This window comes from Sphingobacterium thalpophilum (assembly GCF_038396785.1).
Classification (GTDB): domain Bacteria; phylum Bacteroidota; class Bacteroidia; order Sphingobacteriales; family Sphingobacteriaceae; genus Sphingobacterium; species Sphingobacterium thalpophilum_A.
In genome coordinates this window covers 2,602,356-2,622,366 of the sequence record NZ_CP151087.1, presented here as the reverse complement: position 1 = coordinate 2,622,366, position 20,011 = coordinate 2,602,356, and the positions used below count along the sequence as shown (strand labels likewise).

General features: G+C 39.8%; 21 protein-coding genes. 4 read left to right on the top strand and 17 right to left on the bottom strand.

The window, feature by feature from the left end; all coding sequences use genetic code 11:
- Positions 1 to 41 precede the first annotated feature (41 nt).
- Genes AACH28_RS11635 through AACH28_RS11625 form a run of 3 tightly spaced genes read left to right on the top strand, consistent with a single transcriptional unit; the run spans position 42 to position 3,082 of the window.
- The gene (locus AACH28_RS11635; RefSeq protein ID WP_341833016.1) at positions 42 to 410 is read left to right on the top strand and encodes a BlaI/MecI/CopY family transcriptional regulator; all 369 of its coding nucleotides are present in this window, start codon (positions 42 to 44) and stop codon (positions 408 to 410) included.
- A gap of 31 nt (positions 411 to 441) precedes the next feature.
- On the top strand, positions 442 to 2,175 hold the full coding sequence (locus AACH28_RS11630; RefSeq protein ID WP_201639723.1) for an energy transducer TonB: 1,734 nt from the start codon (positions 442 to 444) through the stop codon (positions 2,173 to 2,175).
- 16 nt (positions 2,176 to 2,191) lie between these two features.
- Positions 2,192 to 3,082 carry a hypothetical protein gene (locus tag AACH28_RS11625; RefSeq protein WP_070566215.1) on the top strand — a complete coding sequence of 297 codons (891 nt, stop codon included), beginning with the start codon at positions 2,192 to 2,194 and terminating at the stop codon, positions 3,080 to 3,082.
- A 23-nt stretch (positions 3,083 to 3,105) separates the two neighbouring features.
- Here the strand turns inward: AACH28_RS11625 and AACH28_RS11620 are convergent, their stop codons facing one another.
- The 12 genes from AACH28_RS11620 to AACH28_RS11565 all read right to left on the bottom strand — a co-directional run bounded on the left by AACH28_RS11620 (position 3,106) and on the right by AACH28_RS11565 (position 13,157).
- Positions 3,106 to 3,396, bottom strand: coding sequence for a chaperone modulator CbpM (locus tag AACH28_RS11620; protein ID WP_046672278.1), 291 nt, complete (start codon positions 3,394 to 3,396; stop codon positions 3,106 to 3,108).
- Between the two features lie 4 nt (positions 3,397 to 3,400).
- Positions 3,401 to 4,333, bottom strand: coding sequence for a DnaJ C-terminal domain-containing protein (locus tag AACH28_RS11615; protein WP_070566219.1), 933 nt, complete (start codon positions 4,331 to 4,333; stop codon positions 3,401 to 3,403).
- 153 nt (positions 4,334 to 4,486) lie between these two features.
- Positions 4,487 to 6,061: a M28 family peptidase gene (locus AACH28_RS11610; protein ID WP_341833015.1), complete on the bottom strand. Its 1,575-nt coding sequence runs from the start codon at positions 6,059 to 6,061 to the stop codon at positions 4,487 to 4,489.
- A 179-nt stretch (positions 6,062 to 6,240) separates the two neighbouring features.
- On the bottom strand, positions 6,241 to 6,687 hold the full coding sequence (gene rpiB, locus AACH28_RS11605; protein ID WP_046672275.1) for a ribose 5-phosphate isomerase B: 447 nt from the start codon (positions 6,685 to 6,687) through the stop codon (positions 6,241 to 6,243).
- Between the two features lie 12 nt (positions 6,688 to 6,699).
- The gene (gene tatC, locus AACH28_RS11600) at positions 6,700 to 7,560 is read right to left on the bottom strand and encodes a twin-arginine translocase subunit TatC (protein WP_070566223.1); all 861 of its coding nucleotides are present in this window, start codon (positions 7,558 to 7,560) and stop codon (positions 6,700 to 6,702) included.
- A 76-nt stretch (positions 7,561 to 7,636) separates the two neighbouring features.
- On the bottom strand, positions 7,637 to 8,992 hold the full coding sequence (accC, locus tag AACH28_RS11595) for an acetyl-CoA carboxylase biotin carboxylase subunit (RefSeq protein WP_046672273.1): 1,356 nt from the start codon (positions 8,990 to 8,992) through the stop codon (positions 7,637 to 7,639).
- Positions 8,993 to 9,065: 73 nt separating this feature from the next.
- Complete coding sequence (gene accB / locus AACH28_RS11590; RefSeq protein ID WP_336833885.1) at positions 9,066 to 9,545, bottom strand: acetyl-CoA carboxylase biotin carboxyl carrier protein; 480 nt, start codon at positions 9,543 to 9,545, stop codon at positions 9,066 to 9,068.
- A 74-nt stretch (positions 9,546 to 9,619) separates the two neighbouring features.
- Positions 9,620 to 10,609 (bottom strand): beta-ketoacyl-ACP synthase III, encoded by a 990-nt coding sequence (locus AACH28_RS11585; RefSeq protein ID WP_046672271.1) that lies wholly within the window; start codon positions 10,607 to 10,609, stop codon positions 9,620 to 9,622.
- A gap of 7 nt (positions 10,610 to 10,616) precedes the next feature.
- The gene (gene plsX / locus AACH28_RS11580; RefSeq protein WP_046672270.1) at positions 10,617 to 11,555 is read right to left on the bottom strand and encodes a phosphate acyltransferase PlsX; all 939 of its coding nucleotides are present in this window, start codon (positions 11,553 to 11,555) and stop codon (positions 10,617 to 10,619) included.
- A gap of 106 nt (positions 11,556 to 11,661) precedes the next feature.
- Positions 11,662 to 11,853 (bottom strand): 50S ribosomal protein L32, encoded by a 192-nt coding sequence (gene rpmF, locus AACH28_RS11575; protein WP_046672269.1) that lies wholly within the window; start codon positions 11,851 to 11,853, stop codon positions 11,662 to 11,664.
- A 14-nt stretch (positions 11,854 to 11,867) separates the two neighbouring features.
- A complete protein-coding gene (locus AACH28_RS11570) occupies positions 11,868 to 12,404 on the bottom strand; it encodes a DUF177 domain-containing protein (protein ID WP_341833014.1) in 537 nt (178 codons plus the stop codon).
- Between the two features lie 102 nt (positions 12,405 to 12,506).
- Positions 12,507 to 13,157, bottom strand: coding sequence for an epoxyqueuosine reductase QueH (locus AACH28_RS11565; RefSeq protein ID WP_070566227.1), 651 nt, complete (start codon positions 13,155 to 13,157; stop codon positions 12,507 to 12,509).
- A gap of 178 nt (positions 13,158 to 13,335) precedes the next feature.
- On the opposite strand from AACH28_RS11565, the gene AACH28_RS11560 reads away from it, so the two are divergent.
- A complete protein-coding gene (locus AACH28_RS11560; RefSeq protein ID WP_341833013.1) occupies positions 13,336 to 14,505 on the top strand; it encodes a hypothetical protein in 1,170 nt (389 codons plus the stop codon).
- Between the two features lie 8 nt (positions 14,506 to 14,513).
- Here AACH28_RS11560 and AACH28_RS11555 read toward each other — a convergent pair whose 3' ends face one another.
- The 5 genes from AACH28_RS11555 to AACH28_RS11535 form a co-directional block, all read right to left on the bottom strand.
- Positions 14,514 to 15,365, bottom strand: coding sequence for a transglutaminase-like domain-containing protein (locus AACH28_RS11555; RefSeq protein WP_341833012.1), 852 nt, complete (start codon positions 15,363 to 15,365; stop codon positions 14,514 to 14,516).
- Positions 15,366 to 15,462: 97 nt separating this feature from the next.
- Complete coding sequence (locus AACH28_RS11550) at positions 15,463 to 16,122, bottom strand: ABC transporter ATP-binding protein (RefSeq protein ID WP_046672265.1); 660 nt, start codon at positions 16,120 to 16,122, stop codon at positions 15,463 to 15,465.
- Positions 16,123 to 16,225: 103 nt separating this feature from the next.
- The gene (locus tag AACH28_RS11545) at positions 16,226 to 18,628 is read right to left on the bottom strand and encodes an FtsX-like permease family protein (protein WP_341833011.1); all 2,403 of its coding nucleotides are present in this window, start codon (positions 18,626 to 18,628) and stop codon (positions 16,226 to 16,228) included.
- Between the two features lie 256 nt (positions 18,629 to 18,884).
- Positions 18,885 to 19,055: a hypothetical protein gene (locus AACH28_RS11540; RefSeq protein ID WP_341833010.1), complete on the bottom strand. Its 171-nt coding sequence runs from the start codon at positions 19,053 to 19,055 to the stop codon at positions 18,885 to 18,887.
- Positions 19,043 to 20,005, bottom strand: coding sequence for an FtsX-like permease family protein (locus AACH28_RS11535; protein WP_341833009.1), 963 nt, complete (start codon positions 20,003 to 20,005; stop codon positions 19,043 to 19,045). The genes AACH28_RS11540 and AACH28_RS11535 overlap by 13 nt, the downstream gene beginning before the upstream one ends.
- Positions 20,006 to 20,011: the final 6 nt, after the last annotated feature.

The following is a 20,011-nucleotide window of genomic DNA, read 5'->3' as shown; positions in this document are numbered from 1 at the left end:
TTGATTTATTATTTTGGTATTTATTTTATTCCTGAGGAGTTATGAAGGATTTTAAAGAGTTAACGAAAGCTGAGGAGCAGATTATGCAAGAGCTCTGGGAGATGGGCCGTGGCTTTGTCAAAGAAATTATTGATCGACTTCCGGAGCCGAAACCGGCCTATAACACGGTCTCGACCATCGTTCGTATTCTCGAAACAAAGGGCTTTGTAAGGCATGAATCTTTTGGTAAAAGTCATCAATATTTACCAAAGATTTCAAAAGAGGAATATAAGAAAGGTATCACAGGAAAGTTATTAACGAATTATTTTGATAATTCGCCCAAGCGTATGCTCTCTTATTTTTTGGAAGAGAATAGGCTGGACATCAAAGAACTTGATGACATCTTATCGATCATCGAACGTAATAAATAACAACCAATACCCTTTTATAAACTTTTTGATTATGATTTACTTATTGATTGTCAATATTTCATTGATTATCAGTTTTGTGCTTTACAAACTGATTTTTAGAAAACTTACTTTTTTTCAATGGAACCGGATCTATCTGATTGGAATGGTTGTATTTTCCTTATTAGCTCCTGTGGGTATTTTTATTGAATTACCCAAGACGGAAATGATTTCCAATCATATTCCACAGGTCGACTTAGGAACATATATGGATGTCGAAATCGGGAGCCCGATCGAAAAAAAACCTCTTTTTTTGTTGGATATTCTTGCCAAGATCTATTGGATAGGAGCGGGAATCGCCTTTTTTTTCTTGGCGATACGGATCAAGCAACTTGTTCGGGTATTGCGTTCTTCTCCTGAGTACCTGAGTTTTTCTTTTTTTAATCGGGTTGTGATTGGAAAATCGATTAAAAACAAGAAGAATATTGCATGGCATGAGCAGGTTCATGCTGAGCAGGGACATTCCTATGATTTACTGTTGATTGAGCTACTTAAAATTTTCAATTGGTTCAATCCTGTTGTGTATTTCTTTCAAAAGGAAATAAGGTTTCAACACGAGTATATTGTAGATGAAATTTGCTCGACCGATAAAGTGGCTTATGCAGAAATGCTGGTTGCTCATGCATTACGTACAGATCAATTGGCTTTTTCACATGAGTTTTCCAATCATTCTTTTTTAAAGCAGCGCATCACGATGTTATTTAAAGATAAATCTGTACAAAGACAACGCTTGTTATATGTGATTGTGCTGCCCATGTTATTGGTGGTAGCGGGGTCTACGTTGGTCTTTAATACGAGTAGGGCCAAGGCTATGGTAGCGGATGTAGAAGAAAGCGTTAATGGCTTAACTGTGACTGATGAGCAGACATTGCCGAGCCAGTCTGAGGAGCTGAAAAATGGACAGGTAAATGAAGACAGTAAGGTCTACAAAGATCCTGAGATCATGGCTATTCCAGTTGGAGGAATGAAAAAGTATGTCATGGGATTGAGCAGTAGAATCCACGTGAGTGATGAAGCAATCAAAAATAATATGATCGGGGTAATTGTCATCTCAGCCATCGTGGAGAAAAATGGTGAGTTGAGCCATATAAAGGCTAAGAATGATTTGGGCTATGGCTTGGCATCCGCTGTGGAAAATGCTGTAAAAGCAAGTGGGAAATGGAAACCTGCAATCGTCAATGGGAAAGTCGTTCGATCGCTGCTTTCCTTACCCGTTACCGTTGGCGGAAAAACGACGTACTATTGGGAGGAAACTGACACATTGGGCAGAAAGGTCCGGATGTCATCTCATTCATTCCCGGGCGCTGAATCTGGTGAAGAGACGGAAAAACAACTCAAGGAAGTAAAATCGATAAGGACGGAAGATGAGAGCGACCGCTGGAATCTTTCATTGGATTTTCAGTCCGATTTAGTAACTTTTGATAAAGTTGAGGTGCAACCAACACCTATTGGGGGAATGCGATCTTTTATGATCTGGGTAGGCGATAATTTTGTTTTTCCGGAAGCAGCAATTAAACGGGAGGTTAATGGCATTGTTGAAGTGGCTTTTATTGTCGAAAAGGATGGCAGTTTATCCCATGTTGATGTAAAAAAAGATCTTGGTTATGGAACCAAAGAGGCGGCATTGGAGCTCCTAAAAGGTGCGAAAAAATGGAAACCGGGATTAGTTAACGGTAAACCGGTACGCGTGGCTTACACATTGCCGATTCGTTTAAATTTAAAGAAGTAAAGATTAGATCATAAATATGCAGAGCAGATTCATTCAAATTTTCTATTTTATTGTGGTTTTGGCCATGCTTTCTTCCTGTAAGTCCTATAAAGTGGTTCCCAACGGTTTTGCTGTACAAGGTGATGAGTATTTTGTTAATATTAACAAAGAGCTTACGGTATTCCTCGGGGATGATATTATGGAGGATAAAAATTGGCAAGGTAAGACTAATCCGATTAATGCAAAGCAGGTTGACAATCGATTTCGTCGTGTATTACGCCATTTACGCTATTCAGATACCGCGTATCAGGTTTTGTTTTCTGGACATCTGGAAGGAAAATATCAGTATGACATGCTTGCTGTAGTCAACAACTCGCCAAATGTAAAAGGGAAAAAAAATCACCTACTTGATTTAAGTTCTTTTCAACGGGAGCAAAATAAGGAGGGACGATATTTTTATACAACTACAACTTTTAAGGGGCAAAAGCTGCTTCATTTTGTAATTCCGTTTAATGGGCGCCTTTGGCAAGAGAAAATGGTGTCGCTGATCTTTCTTTTCCCGGAGGATTTTACCGATATCGCGTGGGCGAAGGATGTAGTGATGTCTAATGTTGCTATGTATCGCGATCGTTATAAATTTACCCCGAGCCGCACAGAGATTTTATGTCCTGATGATGGTAGTAGCCGTTCGCATTTAGATTATAAAATTCCGGAAGAAAAGGTGAATAAAACAGGTTACATGTTAATGAAAGCTTATGGTGAAGTTGACGGAGAACGAAAACTGGTTGTTTACCGCGTGATGAAGCCTGGTGATTTTTATGGTTCCTTTGTGACTTGTAAAGGGGATTATGAAATTCTATATACCACATTGCAGGACAAGATTGTTTGGCAGACCAAGGTGAATACAGAGCGGGATGTCAAATTCTAACGAAATAAATTGAAAGCCTTGGATCAATAATCCAGGGCTTTCAATTTATTCTTTAAATGTGAAATTTCATTTTGGAGCTGTTCAACTTTCTCCAATAGGTGACTGGCAACCTGAATTCCGGCAGGATTTACTTCAAGATCATAGTAGAGATTTGAAAAGCGTTCCAATTTTTGGAGCTCTTCTTCATCAATATATTGTTCTTCTTGTTGAATGACAATATGTATGAGTCCGTATTCCTCCATGGTTTGCAGGAATGTTGTTTCAACCTTTCTGGACTGGCAGAAGTCGATGACTTTAATGAGTGTCGTTTCCATAAGATTAGTGTTTTAAATCCTTCAATTGTTGGAACAAGGCCTTTTCTTCGGCAGACAGATTATTGGGCATTTGAATATTCAATGTGACATACAGATCGCCAAATTCACCTTCTTTGCGATACAAGGGGAATCCTTTTCCTTTAAGTCGCATTTTTGCACCATTTTGACTTTCGGCTTTAATCTTCAGTTTAACTTTGCCGCCGAATGTATCTAAAGTTGCTTCACCGCCTAAAATAGCTGTATAGAGGTCTATATCAAGTGTTGTGTATAAGTCATTCCCCTGACGTTTAAAACGGGCATCAGGCGTGATGTTGATAGTGATATAGAGATCTCCTTTTGGGCCACCGTTGATGCCCTCTCCGCCATAACCTTTCAGTTTGATCTTTTGACCATCCTCCACGCCAGCATGAATCGTGATGCGGATACTTTTTCCATTGATATTGAAGGTCTGTTGATGTGTCGTGTAAGCTTCTTGTAAGGTTAAGCTGAGCTCCGCATTAAGGTCCTGGCCGCGGAATGTACTTTGGCGGCCTCCTCCGCGTCTGCTACCAAACATCTGTTCGAAGAAATCAGAGAATTGCCCATCATCAAAGTTTCCAGTGTACTCATGGGAACCGCCACCACCAAATGGATTTCCTCCAGCGCCGAATGGATTTCCTCCGTTAGATTGTGACTGACGGTATTGTTGTTGCGCTTTTTCATACTCCTCTCCATGTTGCCAATGTTCACCGTATTGGTCATATTTTTTGCGCTTTTCGGGATCGGATAATACTTCATTTGCCTCATTAATCTCCTGAAATCGTTGTTTGGCCTCATTGTCATTGGGGTTGACATCAGGGTGGTATTTACGGGCTAGTTTTCGATATGCTTTTTTGATGTCATCAGCTGAAGCTGTTTTATCAATGCCAAGCACTTTATAGTAATCTACAAAAGCCATAAATTATACTTGTTTTGTATTAAAGATAACAATAATTGTGAATAAAAGGTTTATGCTAAAGGTCATTTTAGTACATAAAAAAGCAAGTAAACAATCATTTACTTGCTTTTTGTATTGTACAAAATAATCCTTGATAAAGCCGATAATTTGACCTTACTCTTTATTACTGTCGATGACCAGGCGATTTTCCCTATTGGCTATTTGCCATGCCGTGTAAAATGCGAGCTTTTCGCGTTTTACCATTAATGGAAAGTCGATCTTGTCATAGGTATCTGCAGGCGTGTGGTAGTCCGGATGCAGGCCCGAAAAATAAAAGACAGAAGGAATACCTTTCTTGGCAAAGTTATAATGATCGGATCTATAGTACAAACGCATAGGATCCTTTGGATTGTCATACATATAGTCAATCTCCAGTTTCGTATGTTTTTCATTCTCATTTTTATTGATCTCATATAACTCGGAGCTCAATTTATCTGAACCGATAGCGTGGATATAATCATGATTGCCTTTGAGATGCTTGTCGTCGACACGGCCGATCATATCGATATTGATGCAAGCAACGGTGTTTTTCAATGGAAATATGGGGTTTTCTGTATAGAACTTGGAACCTAGTAAACCTTTTTCTTCTGCAGCATAGGTGATGAACAAAATACTGCGACGTGGGCCATTTCCTGTTGATTTAGCTTTCGAAAAAGCGCGTGCCAATTCAAGGACGGCTGTTGTGCCCGAGGCATTGTCATCGGCCCCAAAGAAGATATTGCCTTTGGAATCCATTCCATCATGGTCGTAGTGGCCTCCGATCACAACGATTTCGTCTTTTTTATCTGTTCCTCCCAGATAGCCAAGAATGTTTGGATCAGCTAAAGCAGCCGCATTGGTGCCAAACTCAGCTTTAAAATTTGTTGAAATAACAAAGGAATTAGGTTTTCCCGTACGATTAATCTTTGCAACAACAGTAGCAAGGTTAGTTCTCGCCAGGTTTAGTATATAATTTGCGGCATGGTCTGTAATGTTGACTACAGGGATCATTGGCGACTTTTCCGGCGCAGGTTGGTCCACCGCCAAATTGTAACGACCCTCAATAGCACGGTCTCCCGCATCCTCCAAAAGTTGGGACAGCTGACTATTGATCGCTAATACCATTTTGGGATTGTGTTTAAGGATCTCTTTGACTTTTTTATTTCGGGTTGTTGCCCAGTCCGACGCAGTCTTTTTGCTGCTAATCCATGAATTTCCTTTCTCATCTGTTGGCTCATTCTCATTGATCAACATAACGATCTTATTGTGGAGATCCAAGCCCGAGATATCCGAATACTTGGGGTCATCTATGCCATAACCAATAAACACGATTTCATTGCTTTCGAAGAATTTGTTCTCGTTGTTGCCAATGACGAAAATGTCCTTACCATGCTGGAAGGGCCTGTCGTTAATACTAAATTGCTTTACTTTAAAGCTGTTGCGAATTAGTTGCAGGGGTTGGAAATAGGATCCGTTGACAGGTGCACTAAGTCCATATTTTTTAAATTCATTGGCAATATATTCTGCTGCCAGACGTCCGCCTTTTTGGCCGGTTCCTCGGCCTTCAAAATCGACAGAAGCTAAAGTGCGCAGATGCTTCTGTGTAGATTCTACCGTGATTTCATCGGCATATTTACTGTTTATGTCCTGTGCATTTGCACAGCTCATCAGAGCGCATGCTATCCAAAGCAGGTTGTATATTTTCTTCATTGTTTATTTTTTACTAGTGTGACTTTCAGTACCTTATTTTGTAATTTAATTAACCAGATCAGCTGCGTATCATCTCCTTAATTGATATAACAGGTGTCGTTATCTGCACAATATATAAAAAAAAGCGGATGAAAAGTGTAATTTGCTTTTCATCCGCTTCTTAAAATATGTTAATTTACCTAACAGCTACAAGCTATTTTGTTTACGCGGTTAGCGTGACGCCCACCTTCGAATTCCGTGTTTATAAATGTGTTGACGATCTTTTTAGCGAGGTCAAGGTCGATAAAACGTGCAGGTATACATACGACGTTCGCATCATTATGCTGACGGGCTAAAGCCGAAATTTCCTCCAACCAACAGATAGCAGCACGAATATTTTGGTGTTTATTAGCTGTGATAGCAACACCATTTGCACTTCCACAAATTAAGACTCCAGCATCAGCTTCTTTATTTTCTACTGCTGATGCAACTGGGTGTGCGAAATCTGGATAATCAACTGAATCTGGAGAGTTTGTTCCAAAGTCTGTTACCTCATAACCCAGTTCATTTAGAAAACTTACCAAAGCTGTTTTGTATTCAAAGCCGGCATGGTCACTTCCAATCGCAATTTTCTTTACGCTGCTCATTTTATTGTTATTTTATTTTTCTTGTGCTAATTTTTTTCTTTTGACATCGGCCGAAACCATGATACTTATCTCATATAATAAGAACATTGGTGCTGCAACGGTCAGCATGGTGATGATATCTGCGGAAGGTGTAATGATAGCTGCTATCACTAAAATAATTACAGTTGCATAACGACGGCTGGCCCGCATAAATTCAGGGGTCATAATGCCTATTTTCGAGAGAATAAATACCAGTATCGGGAGTAGGAAAACAATTCCACAGCCCAATGTTAACGTTGCTATCGTAGAAAGGTAGTTATCAATGGTAATCTGGTTGACGATCTCATCACTTAGGGATACGTTGGCTAGAAAGTTGATGGATAAGGGTACAACAATGTAGTATCCGAAGAGTGCTCCTAAAATAAACAATAAAGAAGAGTAAAAAACAAACCCGCGTGCAGACCGTCTTTCCACATCGGTCAGTGCTGGTTTTACAAATAACCAAATTTCAAAAAGGAGGTAGGGGAATCCCATCATCAAAGCCATCAATAAACAGGAGTTTATCTGAAGCATAAATTGACCTGCTAGTTCGGTATTGATGATATTAAAAGGAATTTTCTTGACACAGAAGTCTGCTAAATTGAAAGCATCTGCTGCCTTACACATCATGCGATAGGTCCAAAAATTTAAATTCTTTGGCCCCATGATGATATCGTTGAATACGAAATCGTAGAATGTAAAGGCAATACCTGCAAAGATACAGATCGCAATTGCTGAACGGACCAAATGCCATCTTAAAACCTCAAGGTGGTCAAAAAAAGACATTTCCGCTTCTATATTCTTCCCTTTATCTTTAATAGCTTGTATTAGATCTTTCGAATTAGGTGTACTCATAAAAATTGTTTGGAAACAAAAATACCATTCTTATTGTAAAGAATGGTATTTTTTATGTATGTAAAGATAATTTTATTTAATCTTCTGCAGGATATTCCGTTAGGTCGAAAGTTTCCATAAACTTTGTCGTGAAATTGCCGGCTCTAAAGTTAGGGTCGCGCATCAATCTCAAATGCAAAGGAATGGTTGTTTTGATCCCTTCAATGACGAATTCACTCAATGCACGTTCCATAGTACAAATTGCTTCTTCACGTGTTTGCGCAACGGTGATCAATTTAGCAATCATAGAATCATAGTTTGGCGGAATTGAGTAACCAGAATAAACGTGTGTATCTACACGTACACCATGTCCACCTGGTGAGTGGAAGTTGGTGATTTTACCTGGTGAAGGACGGAAATTGTTGAAAGGATCCTCCGCATTGATACGACATTCGATCGCATGCATTCCTGGTTCGTAGTTTTTTCCGGAGATCGGAATTCCTGCGGCCACCTTAATTTGTTCTTTGATCAGATCAAAGTTGATTACCTCTTCCGTTACAGGGTGTTCTACTTGGATACGAGTGTTCATTTCCATAAAGTAGAAGTTGCGGTGTTTGTCAACCAAGAATTCGATTGTACCAGCACCTTCATAGTTTACAGCTTTAGCACCTTTGACAGCAGCCTCTCCCATTTCAGCTCTCAATTCGGGAGTCATAAAAGGTGATGGAGATTCTTCAATCAATTTTTGGTGTCTTCGTTGAATAGAACAGTCACGTTCCGATAAGTGACATACTGTACCGAACTGATCGCCCACAATTTGGAATTCGATGTGACGCGGTTCTTCTACATATTTTTCAAGGTAGATGCCATCGTTACCGAAAGCCGCAGCAGATTCAACACGTGCAGAATCCCAAGCTGGTTCAAACTCTTCGTCTTTCCAAATGATGCGCATACCACGGCCACCACCACCGGCTGTAGCCTTGATGATAACTGGGTAGCCGATTTCATTGGCTAAGGTAATACCTTCTTTTACGTTTGAGATCAAACCATCCGATCCTGGAACTGTAGGAACACCAGCTTTTTTCATGGTATCCTTAGCACGGGATTTATCACCCATTTTTTCGATCTGCTCTGCAGTTGCACCAATAAATTTGATACCATATTCTGCACAGATTGCTGAAAAGCGTGCGTTTTCCGATAAGAAGCCGTATCCTGGATGAATCGCATCTGCATTTGTCAATTCAGCTGCAGAAATAATATTTGGAATGTTTAAGTAAGAGTCTCTACTCGGTGGAGGACCAATACAAACTGCTTCATCCGCAAATCTTACGTGTAAACTATCTCGATCAGCAGTGGAATATACTGCAACACTTTTAATACCCATTTCACGACAGGTACGGATAATGCGCAGGGCAATCTCGCCTCTATTTGCAATTAATATTTTTTTGAACATTGTCTTGAATTATGAAGTTTGCAAAAAATGTAGCCCTTTGGAGGCTACATGTATTCATTTACGTAATTGTAAATTACTTAGGCTCAACTAAGAATAATGGTTGGTCGAACTCAACAGGTTGAGCGTCTTCTACCAAAATCTTAACGATTTTGCCTGAAACTTCAGATTCAATTTCGTTGAATAATTTCATTGCTTCAATGATGCATAATACAGAACCGGTATTGATATCATCACCAACATTAACGAAAGATGGTTTACCAGGTCCTGCCGAACGGTAAAATGTACCGATCATAGGTGATTTGACTGTAATCAAGTTTGCTTCAGCACTTGCAGCAGGTGCTGCAGGGCTAGCTACCGGAGCTGGCGCCGCCGCTTGTGCAACTTGAGGAGCAGCAATTGGAGCAACAGCAGGAACAGTAGCTGTTACGTACGTAGGTTCTTGATTTGTCTTTATTGTAATTTTAAAATCTTGCTCTTCAATTGAGACTTCATTCACACCTGATTTTGAAACGAATTTAATCAAGTCTTGAATTTGTTTGATATCCATACCCATAGTATTCTAGGTTTTGTTTGTTTCTAAAAAATTCTAACTGTCAAAAGTAATAAATTATACCATAAAATGGACAATTAATACGCCCATTTTAAATAGATGGATCCCCAAGTGAAACCACCGCCAAAAGCTGCAAGGATAAGATTATCTCCTTTTTTCAATTGAGATTCCCATTCCCATAGGCATAAAGGAATAGTACCACTGGTCGTGTTCCCATATTTTTGAATGTTCACCATCACTTTTTCTTCCGGAAGACCCACACGTTCTGCAGTTGCATCGATAATACGTTTGTTGGCCTGATGCGGTACCAACCAAGCAATATCTTCTGATTTTAAGTTGTTTTTGACCATAACCTCATGCGCTACATCAGCCATATTGGTTACTGCAAATTTAAACACCGTACGACCTTCTTGGTAAGCATAATGTAATCCTGCATCTACAGTTGCATGCGACGCCGGATTTAGTGAACCCCCACCTTTGATATTCAAAAACTGTCCTCCGGAACCATCGGTTTTTAAAATAGCATCTTGTATACCCATTCCTTCTTCATTTGGCTCCAACAATACACAACCACAACCATCACCAAATAGGATACAGGTATTACGGTCTTGATAATTGATCACCGAAGACATTTTATCTGCGCCGATAACAAGGACTTTTTTATGTGTACCAGCAGTGATAAATTGTGTTCCCGTATTCAGACCGAATAAGAAACCTGAACAAGCGGCCTGAAGATCAAATCCCCATGCATTTGTAGCTCCGATTTTATCGGCCAGAATATTTGCAGTCGCAGGGAACAGCATATCTGGTGTGCTTGTACAAAAGATAATAAGGTCAATATCTGTAGCAGCTATACCTCTTTTTTTCAATAAACCTTGAACCGCAGGTACAGCAAGATCTGAAGTAGCAAGCCCTTCACCTTTTAAGATGCGACGCTCTTTGATTCCCGTTCTGGAAACAATCCATTCGTCGTTGGTGTCGACCATTGTTTCCAATTCTTTGTTAGTAAGGATATAATCCGGAACGTAACCATTTACAGCCGTGATTGCGGCGTGAATCTTTGACATAAATATTCTAATTGAAAATAGATCTGATGCTGTCAATGAACTTAGACTCGATCATATCTCTTGAAAATAAAACCATATTTTTAATGGCCTCAGGTGTCGAAATACCATGGCCAATAATGACAGGAGCATTAACTCCCAAGATGGGGCTTCCGCCGTACTGCTCGTAGTTGAATCGGTCGAAGAAATCATCTTTAAAACCTTTTTTCAACGTCACTACATAAAATGATTCTGCGAGTTTCAAGACGACGTTGCCTGTAAATCCATCACAGACGTAAACGTCGGCATGGTCACTGAACAGGTCACGGCCTTCTGCATTTCCGATAAAGTTAATCTTGTCGTTGGCTTTAAGTAGGGGGTAGGTAGAGGTTGTTAGGATGTTTCCTTTTTCTTCTTCTTCTCCGATATTCAATAATCCCACTTTAGGGTTGGATACATTAAACACATGTTCGGCAAAGACACTTCCCAAGATTGCAAATTGGTTCAACATCTCTGGTTTACAGTCCGCATTAGCGCCGACGTCCAATAAGATTCCGAAGCCTGATTTTAATTTGGGAACAATGGATGCTATTGCAGGGCGTAATACGCCTGGGATAGCTTTAACGCTAAACATTGAGCCCACAAGCATGGCGCCAGTATTACCAGCAGAAGCGAATGAGTCAATTTCTTTGTTTTTTAAATATTCAAATCCCTTCGCAATACTTGAGTTGGGTTTTTGAGTTATTGCTTTGGTTGGATGTTCACCCATTGCAATGACTTCTGGAGCCTCCACATATTCAAAGTCAGATGAATTTCCTCCGGCTTGATTGATTAATTGTTTAGTCTCTTCAGTTTTACCAAAAAGGACTATTTTTTGGTCTCCAGTAAGCTGCTTTTGTGCTTCGATAGCACCTGTTATCGTTGCTTTAGGAGCATAATCTCCTCCTAAAATATCTAAACCAATCTTCATCCGTTATTATTTAGTAAATCAATAATACGCAAAAAACATCCCAAAGTAAAGCAAATTTCTAAAATAGTGCTTGTCTGGGATGTTTTGGTGTTATGAAAGGTTTACCTTAGACAACAGCTGTATTTTCAATGATCAATTTACCGTTGTAGTACAAGTTTCCGTCTACAGTATATGCACGGTGAGGTAAATGAACTGCGCCAGTTTCTTTACATACTGTCAAGCTTGGAGCTTCAGCTTTATAATGTGTTCTTCTTTTGTCTCTTCTTGATTTAGAAGTTTTACGTTTTGGATGTGCCATCTCGTATTCTTGTTTTAGTTATTTTTAATATTTCTCAATGCTTCCCAACGTGGGTCGATAATTTCTTCTTCTTTTTGTTCCTCTGAATCAGGCTCGCTTGTAAATAACGCGAGCATCTCAGGATCACATTGTATGCCTTGTCCCTGCTCTTCACATTTGACGATATAGGGAACAGCTAAATTAATGTATTCGTATATTAACTCAGCTATATCCAACTCATGGTCGCTTTTGGATAAGATCAACACCTCTTCGGTATTATCTGTCCAATCTTCATCCGTGAATTTGACTAATATTCGTTCTTGAATTGAAATCGGCGACATAAACTCTTTTAAGCAGGTATCACAAGTCAATTGAATTTCGCCTTGGATATCAAAATGCAAAATCAATAGATTTTCTTGTTTTTGCAATTCAACTTCTGCTTTCAGATTGCCATCTTTTACAATCGAATGTTCGTAGCAGTCAAAGAACTTTTTATTAATGTCAAACTCAAAATTGTGCTTTCCAGCGTTGAGCCCCGAAAAGGGAATTCTGTATTGTTTTAGATGTTTCACAATCTTGCATTTGAGCCTGCAAAGGTATGTATAAAATCATTAGGATAGAAATATTTTTTTAAATATTCCGAAGCAAAGCGTTATATACACCAGTAACAGGGCTTATTCATAATAATTTTTGCCTAACTCTATCTTTTCGCGCCCATTTGCCATACGCCATTTGTTAGTGTCACGTAGCGAATAAGCACAGCCGCAATATTCCTGCATATAGAACTTCTCCTTTTTGGAGACTTCAAGCATACGGGCAGAACCACCTTTCTTACGCCAGTTGAAAGTCCAATACTCCATCCCTTCATGGCGGGAGGCCGCACGTAAACCACAGTCATTGATCTGCTCCATGTTTTTCCAACGGGAGATACCCAGCGAACTTGAAATCACATCAAAGCCATTCGCAGCTGCATACTCAGCCGTTTTTTCAAAACGCATATCAAAACACATTGTGCAACGAATGCCTCTTTCAGGCTCTTGCTCCATCCCTTTGGCCAAATCGAACCAATGATCAACATCGTAGTCCGCATCAATAAAAGGGATATTATGTTTTTCCGCAAATCGGATGTTCTCGTCTTTGCGTAAATCATATTCTTTGCGGGGATGAATATTGGGATTGTAAAAATAGATTGTAAAATCGATATCCGAAGCAATGAGTGCTTCCATCACTTCTCCAGAACAAGGAGCACAGCAGGAGTGTAAAAGTAATTTTTTGCCCTCTCCCGGTAATGTCAACGTCTCCCTTACAAATTCCTTATTTTCCATAATCGTATGTGCTAACAAAAACAAAGGCAATTTTAATCAAAAAGTAGCGGATTGACAAATATTTCCGTTTTACTTATACGGGTTTGCCCCTAAAAGAATCATATAAATTCATTGATATTCTGCATATATTAGTAGATTTGTATGTTTAACGCAATACGCTATTTTTAATAAAAAATATATGAAATTTTCGTTTCAATCCTGTATTATCCTATTCGTTGCCAGTGTAATAGGTTTTACTTCTTGCAAGAAACTGGATGATGAGCCTGTACGAACGGGGGCTACTTTGATCTCTAGATTATATGTTTCTTTCTCGGATTACGACCAGAACAATTCTGCGCTTAAAAACATGATGATTATCGATCCGGCTGATACGACCAATTTAGATAATATCTATCAATATCTTTCTCCGGCAAAAGGGGGCGGACCAATTCTTTTTGATGCTGCTGCCCGGGCTATCTTTCAGGCGAGTGTTACGGCACAGGATACCTTTCTTCAGGTGATTCCATTTGCCAATGAGATCTATGGAATTCCCGGTAATGCAGGTGCTATTGGATACCGCGGTTTTACGAATGTTAGGGGATTGGCCTATTATACGTATGCCCAACAAAATGGTACATCTGGATCTGTAACAACACCATTTCTTCTGGCGGTTACAAATCGCGGAGTAGGTAATTCCATGTTATATGCGATAAGTACACCAAGTGGAAAAGTGGGATCAAAAGGTGGAGCACCAATCATTGACAAACAGATTAACCTTGGGAACCTGGTTCCGAGTTCACTGACTTTATTGAATAGCAATACAAGTGATAGTAATGAGAAATTGGTGCTGATTGGTTTTAATAATGAAGGAACAGAAAATAGAAGTGGTTTTGCTGTATATTCTCAACTCAAACAAGAACTCATCGACCGTCCTCGCGATACCATTGTAGCTTCCACTAGATTTACGCCAGTGATGAAAGTATATATCAATGGTAAAACGGGATTAGGCTCGGTGTCCTATGCACCCAAAAAGGGTTTGTTGGCGGTAACTTCCGGTAGTGAAGTGCTATTTTTCAAAGATCCAAAAACCTTATTTAGCGGCGCCACGGATAAAACGAACGTGGAGCCGGACTATGTTGTCGGTGGGGCTAATACAGGCTTAGTAAAACCTTGGGGTGTAGCGATTGATGACCGTACAGAACAAGGGAAATTCTTTTATGTTTCTGATCTAACGAATCGTACAATTTCGCGTTTTCCATTGGTTGGCTTAAGTGAAGGCAATGTAAAACCCGATATTGCGGCGAAAACCTATGGCTCTTTAACACCTAATTATATCTTTTTAGATGCTCGCGAAGCTAATATTTTCTAACGTGCAGTTTAAGCAAGCAACTGGAAAAGCGCTTTGATTTCCTGTTGCTTGTTTGAACTTTCATGTTCCTCGTAGGCAGACATCAAGTTTCGCAAAGCTCGTTTAAGGATGGTCACATTATCGCAGGGATAGGTGAATTCTCTATCCGGATTGAGGTTCAGTTGCTTCAAAAATGAATTTACATCGCTTTTTTGCATAACCTGCCCACGATTAAAGGCATTGATGTAAAACAGCACATTTTCATTCCCTTCTTCATCCGAATCCATATACGCCAATACAAAATGCTTTGGTAAATTAATACCGTAGATCGGAATGTCCAATTTTTGTGCAATGATACTGTAAATGCAGGATAGGGTTAAGGGATTCCCCTGTTTGGTATCGAGTACTTGACCAATATAGGAATTCTGTGGATGATGATAATCCTTTGTATTTCCTGTTAGGCCGAAGGAGCCAAAAAGAACATGATTCATCAGGTTCACTTTTTCCAGCGGGCTCATGTCGTAATGCAAACCGCGCCATACCTCAGTTTTGAGGTCTTCTATCGCTAAAACAATCTTATGATCCTCATAAGAAGGATATTGATAATTATTGAGGATAATTAATCCTTCCAGTAGATTAAATGAGTTACTTAGGTTCCAGATCTGTAACTCGTTTTTGGTCTGATCAAATTGAATTTCATGAATGATATTCTCTAACCGCCCCTGTACTCTGGGATCGAAGCTGGACTCCCAAAATTTTTCCAAATAGGGTACAATCTCAGGACCTTGGCTTTTTAACTGGTGCTCCACTTCCTGAATAATCTGTTGGTCGGTGTCGTCCAACAGGGATATTAGCGATTTCAACTCTCTCTCATTCATCATAACGAAGTTAACTAATTGATTCGAGATATGAGCTAAAAAAATCCCTACCGTCATTGATGTACTGCGTAGGGATTATCCAGGTTAAATTGGCATACAATTATTTGAGCTGACCATCCAGCATATTGACAACTCTTTTACCATATTCGGCATTCTTTTCAGAATGGGTTACTTGTATAATTGTAACGCCATCATCGTTGAGCTGTTTGAATAAATCCATGATTTCTTCGCCTTGTTTGGAATTTAAGTTACCCGTAGGCTCATCGGCCAGCAATAACTTCGGTGATCCCGCCAATGCACGCGCTATACCGACAATCTGTTGCTGACCACCGGATAGCTGGGCCGGGAAGAGATCCTTCTTCCCGACAATGCCAAAGCGATCAAGCATATCGGCAACAATAGCTTTTCTTTCTTTGCTTGAAATGTCTTTATAGATCAAGGGTGTTTCGATATTTTCATACACGGTCAATTCATCCAGGAGATGATAAGCTTGAAATACATAGCCTATGTGGGATTGATATAGCTGCGTTCTTTTCTTTGCTTTCATTTCCAATACATTCTCGCCCATAAAGATATATTCACCCTCATCAGGTTCATCAAGCATACCGATAATATTTAATAAAGTTGATTTTCCAGACCCTGATGGCCCCATGATGGAGATAAAATCACCTTCAGCAATATCGAGACTTACATCTTTAAGGACGAATGAGCGTGTACCACCTACGTTATACCACTTGAATAAATTTTTTAATTGTATCATTTTTTAGTATTGAGATCTTAGATATTCTTGTTTTATATTTTTATTAGTCATCATAATTACTGTTCGACTGGGGAATAGGGCCCTTTACCGCTCAAATTATCTTTTATTCATCGCACAGGCTATCTATTGGATTTGTTTTTGCGACTTTTATAGATTGGAAGCTGATGGAAACCAATATGAGGATAAATATGCAAAATATTGGGATCAAAAACGACCACCAGGACAGCTGAATATGATAGGCGAAATTGGAAAGCCATTTATTCATGAGTAGATAGGCTATTGGAAGGGCTATGCCGATCCCGACTAAAAAGAGCTTGAAAAATGGTTTGTTCAATTGAATAAAGAGCAATTGTACCGAGGCCCCCAGTACTTTGCGGATGCTCATTTCCTTTTTTCGTAATGCCGCCTGATACGCCGCCATACTAAATAGCCCTAAGGCCGCGATGATAACCGAAAGGCTGGTGAAACTATTAAAAGCAGTCTGCAATTCGTGCTGTTTTTTGTGCTGTAAAGCATATTGCTCATCCATAAAAGAATAATCAAGAGGCAGATCTTTTGCGGATGGATTTTTCTCCCATTCTGCTTTGACTGTATTGATGGCCTGATCAACCATTCCCGGTTTTGTTTTGACCATGAGGGTTGTCTGAAAGCGCATAGTACCACATTCGTTTTTAAATGAATATAGGCTCGGCTGAACTACATTTTCAAAGCCATAAGCTTTACTGTCTTTGACTAGGCCAACAATTTCAAAGGTGACATCACAGCCTTTGATTTTAGCACCTATCGGGTTTTCAAGTCCTAAATTTTTGGCTGCAGATTCGTTGATAATAGCATAGTTGGCCAAGGAATCGTGAAGCAGTTGATCTATTGAAACAGTGGTGTTTCCTTGTATACTGGAGATATTTAGCGTCTTGAAGTATCCAGGATCAATACCGACATGTGCAAACGAAACGTTTTTTTGAGCATAGGAAAAATCCATTTTGGGAGGTTGTTCGCCTTCCCCTGGAATATTTGTCGCTGATGCAACAGAGGCAATACTTGGATCATTTTCTAACCGACGTTTTAGTTGTTGATAGGAACCATCAATTTTGGAATCATAATACATGCCTATTCCTTTGAAATTAACAACCTGTGCAGGCTCAAATCCTTTATCCGCCTGCTGCATATAATTTAGCTGTGATCTAATAACCAGCATGCCCGAGATAAACAGGATGGCCATACTGATCTGGAACGTCAGTAGTGCATTTCGGAAAGTCCCTTTTTTGAGTATTGATGTCAGTCCACCTTTTAGGAGATTAACGGATTTGAAGCCCGAGAGTACGATGGCTGGGTATATTGCCGATATAATTGTTGTCAATAGTACTGCGATAGTGAGTTGTACGATTGTCTCTGAACTCAAAATATACCCCTTAAGATCATCATTGAACCATTTTTGGAGGATATTTCCTGTGAGGGCCAAAGTGACGAAACTTAGGATTGCAGCACTGAAAGTCAGGATAAATACTTCCAGTACCAATTGCCTGACGATAGCCCAACGGGAGCTTCCCAATATTTTTTTTAGAGCAAGCTCTTTAAGTCGTTGATCCGCCTGTGCCATAATCATGTTGGCAAAATTGGCTGAAGCAAGTAAAAGAATCAAGACCGAAAGAATACCAATAATCCACGTAATGATATAAGCCGTGTTACTGCCTGTTTTTGGCCGAAGGTGAAGGTTGGCAAGTGGATCTAGAAAGATTTTTCCCTTGGCATAACTGGATGAACGTATTTTATCTTTTGGTGCAATTTCTTTCTGGTAAAGTGCATTGATGCGTTCGGTCAACTTCGTGATATCCGTACCAGGACGAACCTGAATAAAAGTTTGATACAAAAAAGGATTATTATCGGCGAAGAGATCCTGTGGTTCACGAATGACAAGGAGATCGTAATCAATTATGGACAGCCCCTGCTTTTTTATAGTGCCATAAATCGTCTCCCGTACACCTAGAGCAAGGCTTTGAGTTGGAATCGACTGGGGACTGTCAAAATTTAGATCTTCTTTTTTGAATAGTTGTTCGGCAATAGGACTTTTGACCATGGTCGCTTCCTTTTGGTCCTTGTTTTTGTAGAGCGGCCCAGTCGCATTTTCTATCTGAAAAATCCGCGCAGCAGAAGAATCAATTAATGCAGCGTTTTTGATAAGCACCGTCTTCTCCCCAAAAAGCGGATAACTGCCGTAATTGTAAACTATTTTCCTGCCGGCATAGATGATATCTGGTAAATTTTGTTTTAGCAATGGAGCCATTGCAGGAGAGGTCTCATCTGTAAAAGCGCCTTCGGCCTCCAAACCAACTTGATAGATATCCTTATAATGGGGATTCCATTTGTCGTAACTCGTTTCCCGATTGATGTATTGATACGAAAGGATAAAACCTGTAAAACCCAGGGTCAATCCAATAATATTTAAGAAAGTAAAACCTTTATTTTTTAAAAGTTTGCGCCAAGCTAGTTTGAAATCATTTTTTGCCATTTTTTGGAGGATATTATGTTTAAACTAATGCGAACCAATTCACTCAATTAAAATTACAATCCCCTTGCCAGTGTCGTAATAGTTTTATTATAAATCACTTATCGTGTTTTTGTTTTGTTTTTGGATGTTCGATTTCGAACAGTTTACGTCCAGAATCGAACATCCATGCCCCCTGAGCCATTGGTTCATTGCCCACCAAGCAACAGGCAAGGCAATGAACAAGGCAACAAACACCAATTTTTAAGATCTTCTGACTTTATTCATCCCTTAAACTATCGACCGGATTGGCACGGACGACTTTCCATGTTTGATAAGTAATGGTTCCGAAAGCAACCAGGATTGCACTGAGACCCGCTAGAATAAAGTAGAACCAATTGATTTCTACTCGATAATTGAAATCCGCCAGCCATTGATTCATTGCCACCATGCAACAGGTGTAGCAATGACTAAGGCTACAAAGACCAATTTTATGAAATCTCCGGAGAGTAATTTGAGTAATCGGATGGAACTGGCACCGAGAACCTTACGGACACCAATTTCTTTTGTACGTTGCTGGGTCACATATGTTGCTAGTCCAAAAAGTCCCAGGGCGGCAACAAAAATGGCTACAAAGGCAAAGCAGCTGAAGATATTTTTAGTCCGTTGGACATCCTGATAGAGGTCAGCGAAGCCGGCATCAAGGAAATTGTAGTCGATTTTTTGATTCGGCGAAAACTTATTCCAAACGGTATTAATGTCGGCTAATGTTTTGGACATGTCCGTCGATTTGGTCTTAATCGAAAGCATGGAAGGACTATTGGCAAGGGTCATGCAAACGGGATAGTAGCCCTCATCTTTCATTGATTCAAAGATAAAATTGTCGACGACACCGATAATGGTCCATGTCCTGCCGTTAGTAATTTGTGTACCAATGGGATTTCCTTTGATGCCTAAATCAGCAAGCATTCTTTTGTTAACAATAGCACCAGAACTATCCGATGCGATATGTGGATCAAAGTTTCGGCCGGCTATTAGCTTCAGACCAAAAGTGGAAAGGTAGCTTTCGTCGATATTCCAGAATTGCCCACCTTCACCTAATTCAAGATCTTCCTTGCCTTTGGCCCAAAAAAGATTTCCATTTCTTTTTGCACCATCCAATTGAACCGGTAAATAGTCGCCAATAGAGACATCACGAACCGTTGGAATGGCTTTTAATTCATTTTTTAATTCTTTCGCCTGGGAGGCAATTCCCGTTACACCACGAAGTACAATGACCTGATCCTTATCAAAGCCAATGTCTTTATTAAGCATAAAACTGATTTGCTGATTTGCAATGAGTGCGCTGATGATCAATATAATAGATGTTGCAAACTGGAAAATAACCAGTCCATTGCGCAATAATGA

What these genes read in the sequence shown, in the direction of transcription:
- AACH28_RS11630 (WP_201639723.1), top strand. Translation starts at nt 442, where the DNA reads ATGATTTACTTATTGATTGTCAATATTTCATTGATTATCAGTTTTGTG.
- accC (WP_046672273.1), bottom strand. Translation starts at nt 8,992, where the DNA reads ATGTTCAAAAAAATATTAATTGCAAATAGAGGCGAGATTGCCCTGCGC.
- AACH28_RS11585 (WP_046672271.1), bottom strand. Translation starts at nt 10,609, where the DNA reads ATGTCAAAGATTCACGCCGCAATCACGGCTGTAAATGGTTACGTTCCG.
- plsX (WP_046672270.1), bottom strand. Translation starts at nt 11,555, where the DNA reads ATGAAGATTGGTTTAGATATTTTAGGAGGAGATTATGCTCCTAAAGCA.
- tatC (WP_070566223.1), bottom strand. Translation starts at nt 7,560, where the DNA reads ATGAGTACACCTAATTCGAAAGATCTAATACAAGCTATTAAAGATAAA.
- AACH28_RS11615 (WP_070566219.1), bottom strand. Translation starts at nt 4,333, where the DNA reads ATGGCTTTTGTAGATTACTATAAAGTGCTTGGCATTGATAAAACAGCT.
- AACH28_RS11625 (WP_070566215.1), top strand. Translation starts at nt 2,192, where the DNA reads ATGCAGAGCAGATTCATTCAAATTTTCTATTTTATTGTGGTTTTGGCC.
- AACH28_RS11545 (WP_341833011.1), bottom strand. Translation starts at nt 18,628, where the DNA reads ATGGCAAAAAATGATTTCAAACTAGCTTGGCGCAAACTTTTAAAAAAT.
- AACH28_RS11560 (WP_341833013.1), top strand. Translation starts at nt 13,336, where the DNA reads ATGAAATTTTCGTTTCAATCCTGTATTATCCTATTCGTTGCCAGTGTA.
- AACH28_RS11635 (WP_341833016.1), top strand. Translation starts at nt 42, where the DNA reads ATGAAGGATTTTAAAGAGTTAACGAAAGCTGAGGAGCAGATTATGCAA.
- rpiB (WP_046672275.1), bottom strand. Translation starts at nt 6,687, where the DNA reads ATGAGCAGCGTAAAGAAAATTGCGATTGGAAGTGACCATGCCGGCTTT.
- AACH28_RS11610 (WP_341833015.1), bottom strand. Translation starts at nt 6,061, where the DNA reads ATGAAGAAAATATACAACCTGCTTTGGATAGCATGCGCTCTGATGAGC.
- AACH28_RS11540 (WP_341833010.1), bottom strand. Translation starts at nt 19,055, where the DNA reads ATGGTGGCAATGAATCAATGGCTGGCGGATTTCAATTATCGAGTAGAA.
- AACH28_RS11565 (WP_070566227.1), bottom strand. Translation starts at nt 13,157, where the DNA reads ATGGAAAATAAGGAATTTGTAAGGGAGACGTTGACATTACCGGGAGAG.
- AACH28_RS11550 (WP_046672265.1), bottom strand. Translation starts at nt 16,122, where the DNA reads ATGATACAATTAAAAAATTTATTCAAGTGGTATAACGTAGGTGGTACA.
- AACH28_RS11620 (WP_046672278.1), bottom strand. Translation starts at nt 3,396, where the DNA reads ATGGAAACGACACTCATTAAAGTCATCGACTTCTGCCAGTCCAGAAAG.
- accB (WP_336833885.1), bottom strand. Translation starts at nt 9,545, where the DNA reads ATGGGTATGGATATCAAACAAATTCAAGACTTGATTAAATTCGTTTCA.
- AACH28_RS11555 (WP_341833012.1), bottom strand. Translation starts at nt 15,365, where the DNA reads ATGATGAATGAGAGAGAGTTGAAATCGCTAATATCCCTGTTGGACGAC.
- rpmF (WP_046672269.1), bottom strand. Translation starts at nt 11,853, where the DNA reads ATGGCACATCCAAAACGTAAAACTTCTAAATCAAGAAGAGACAAAAGA.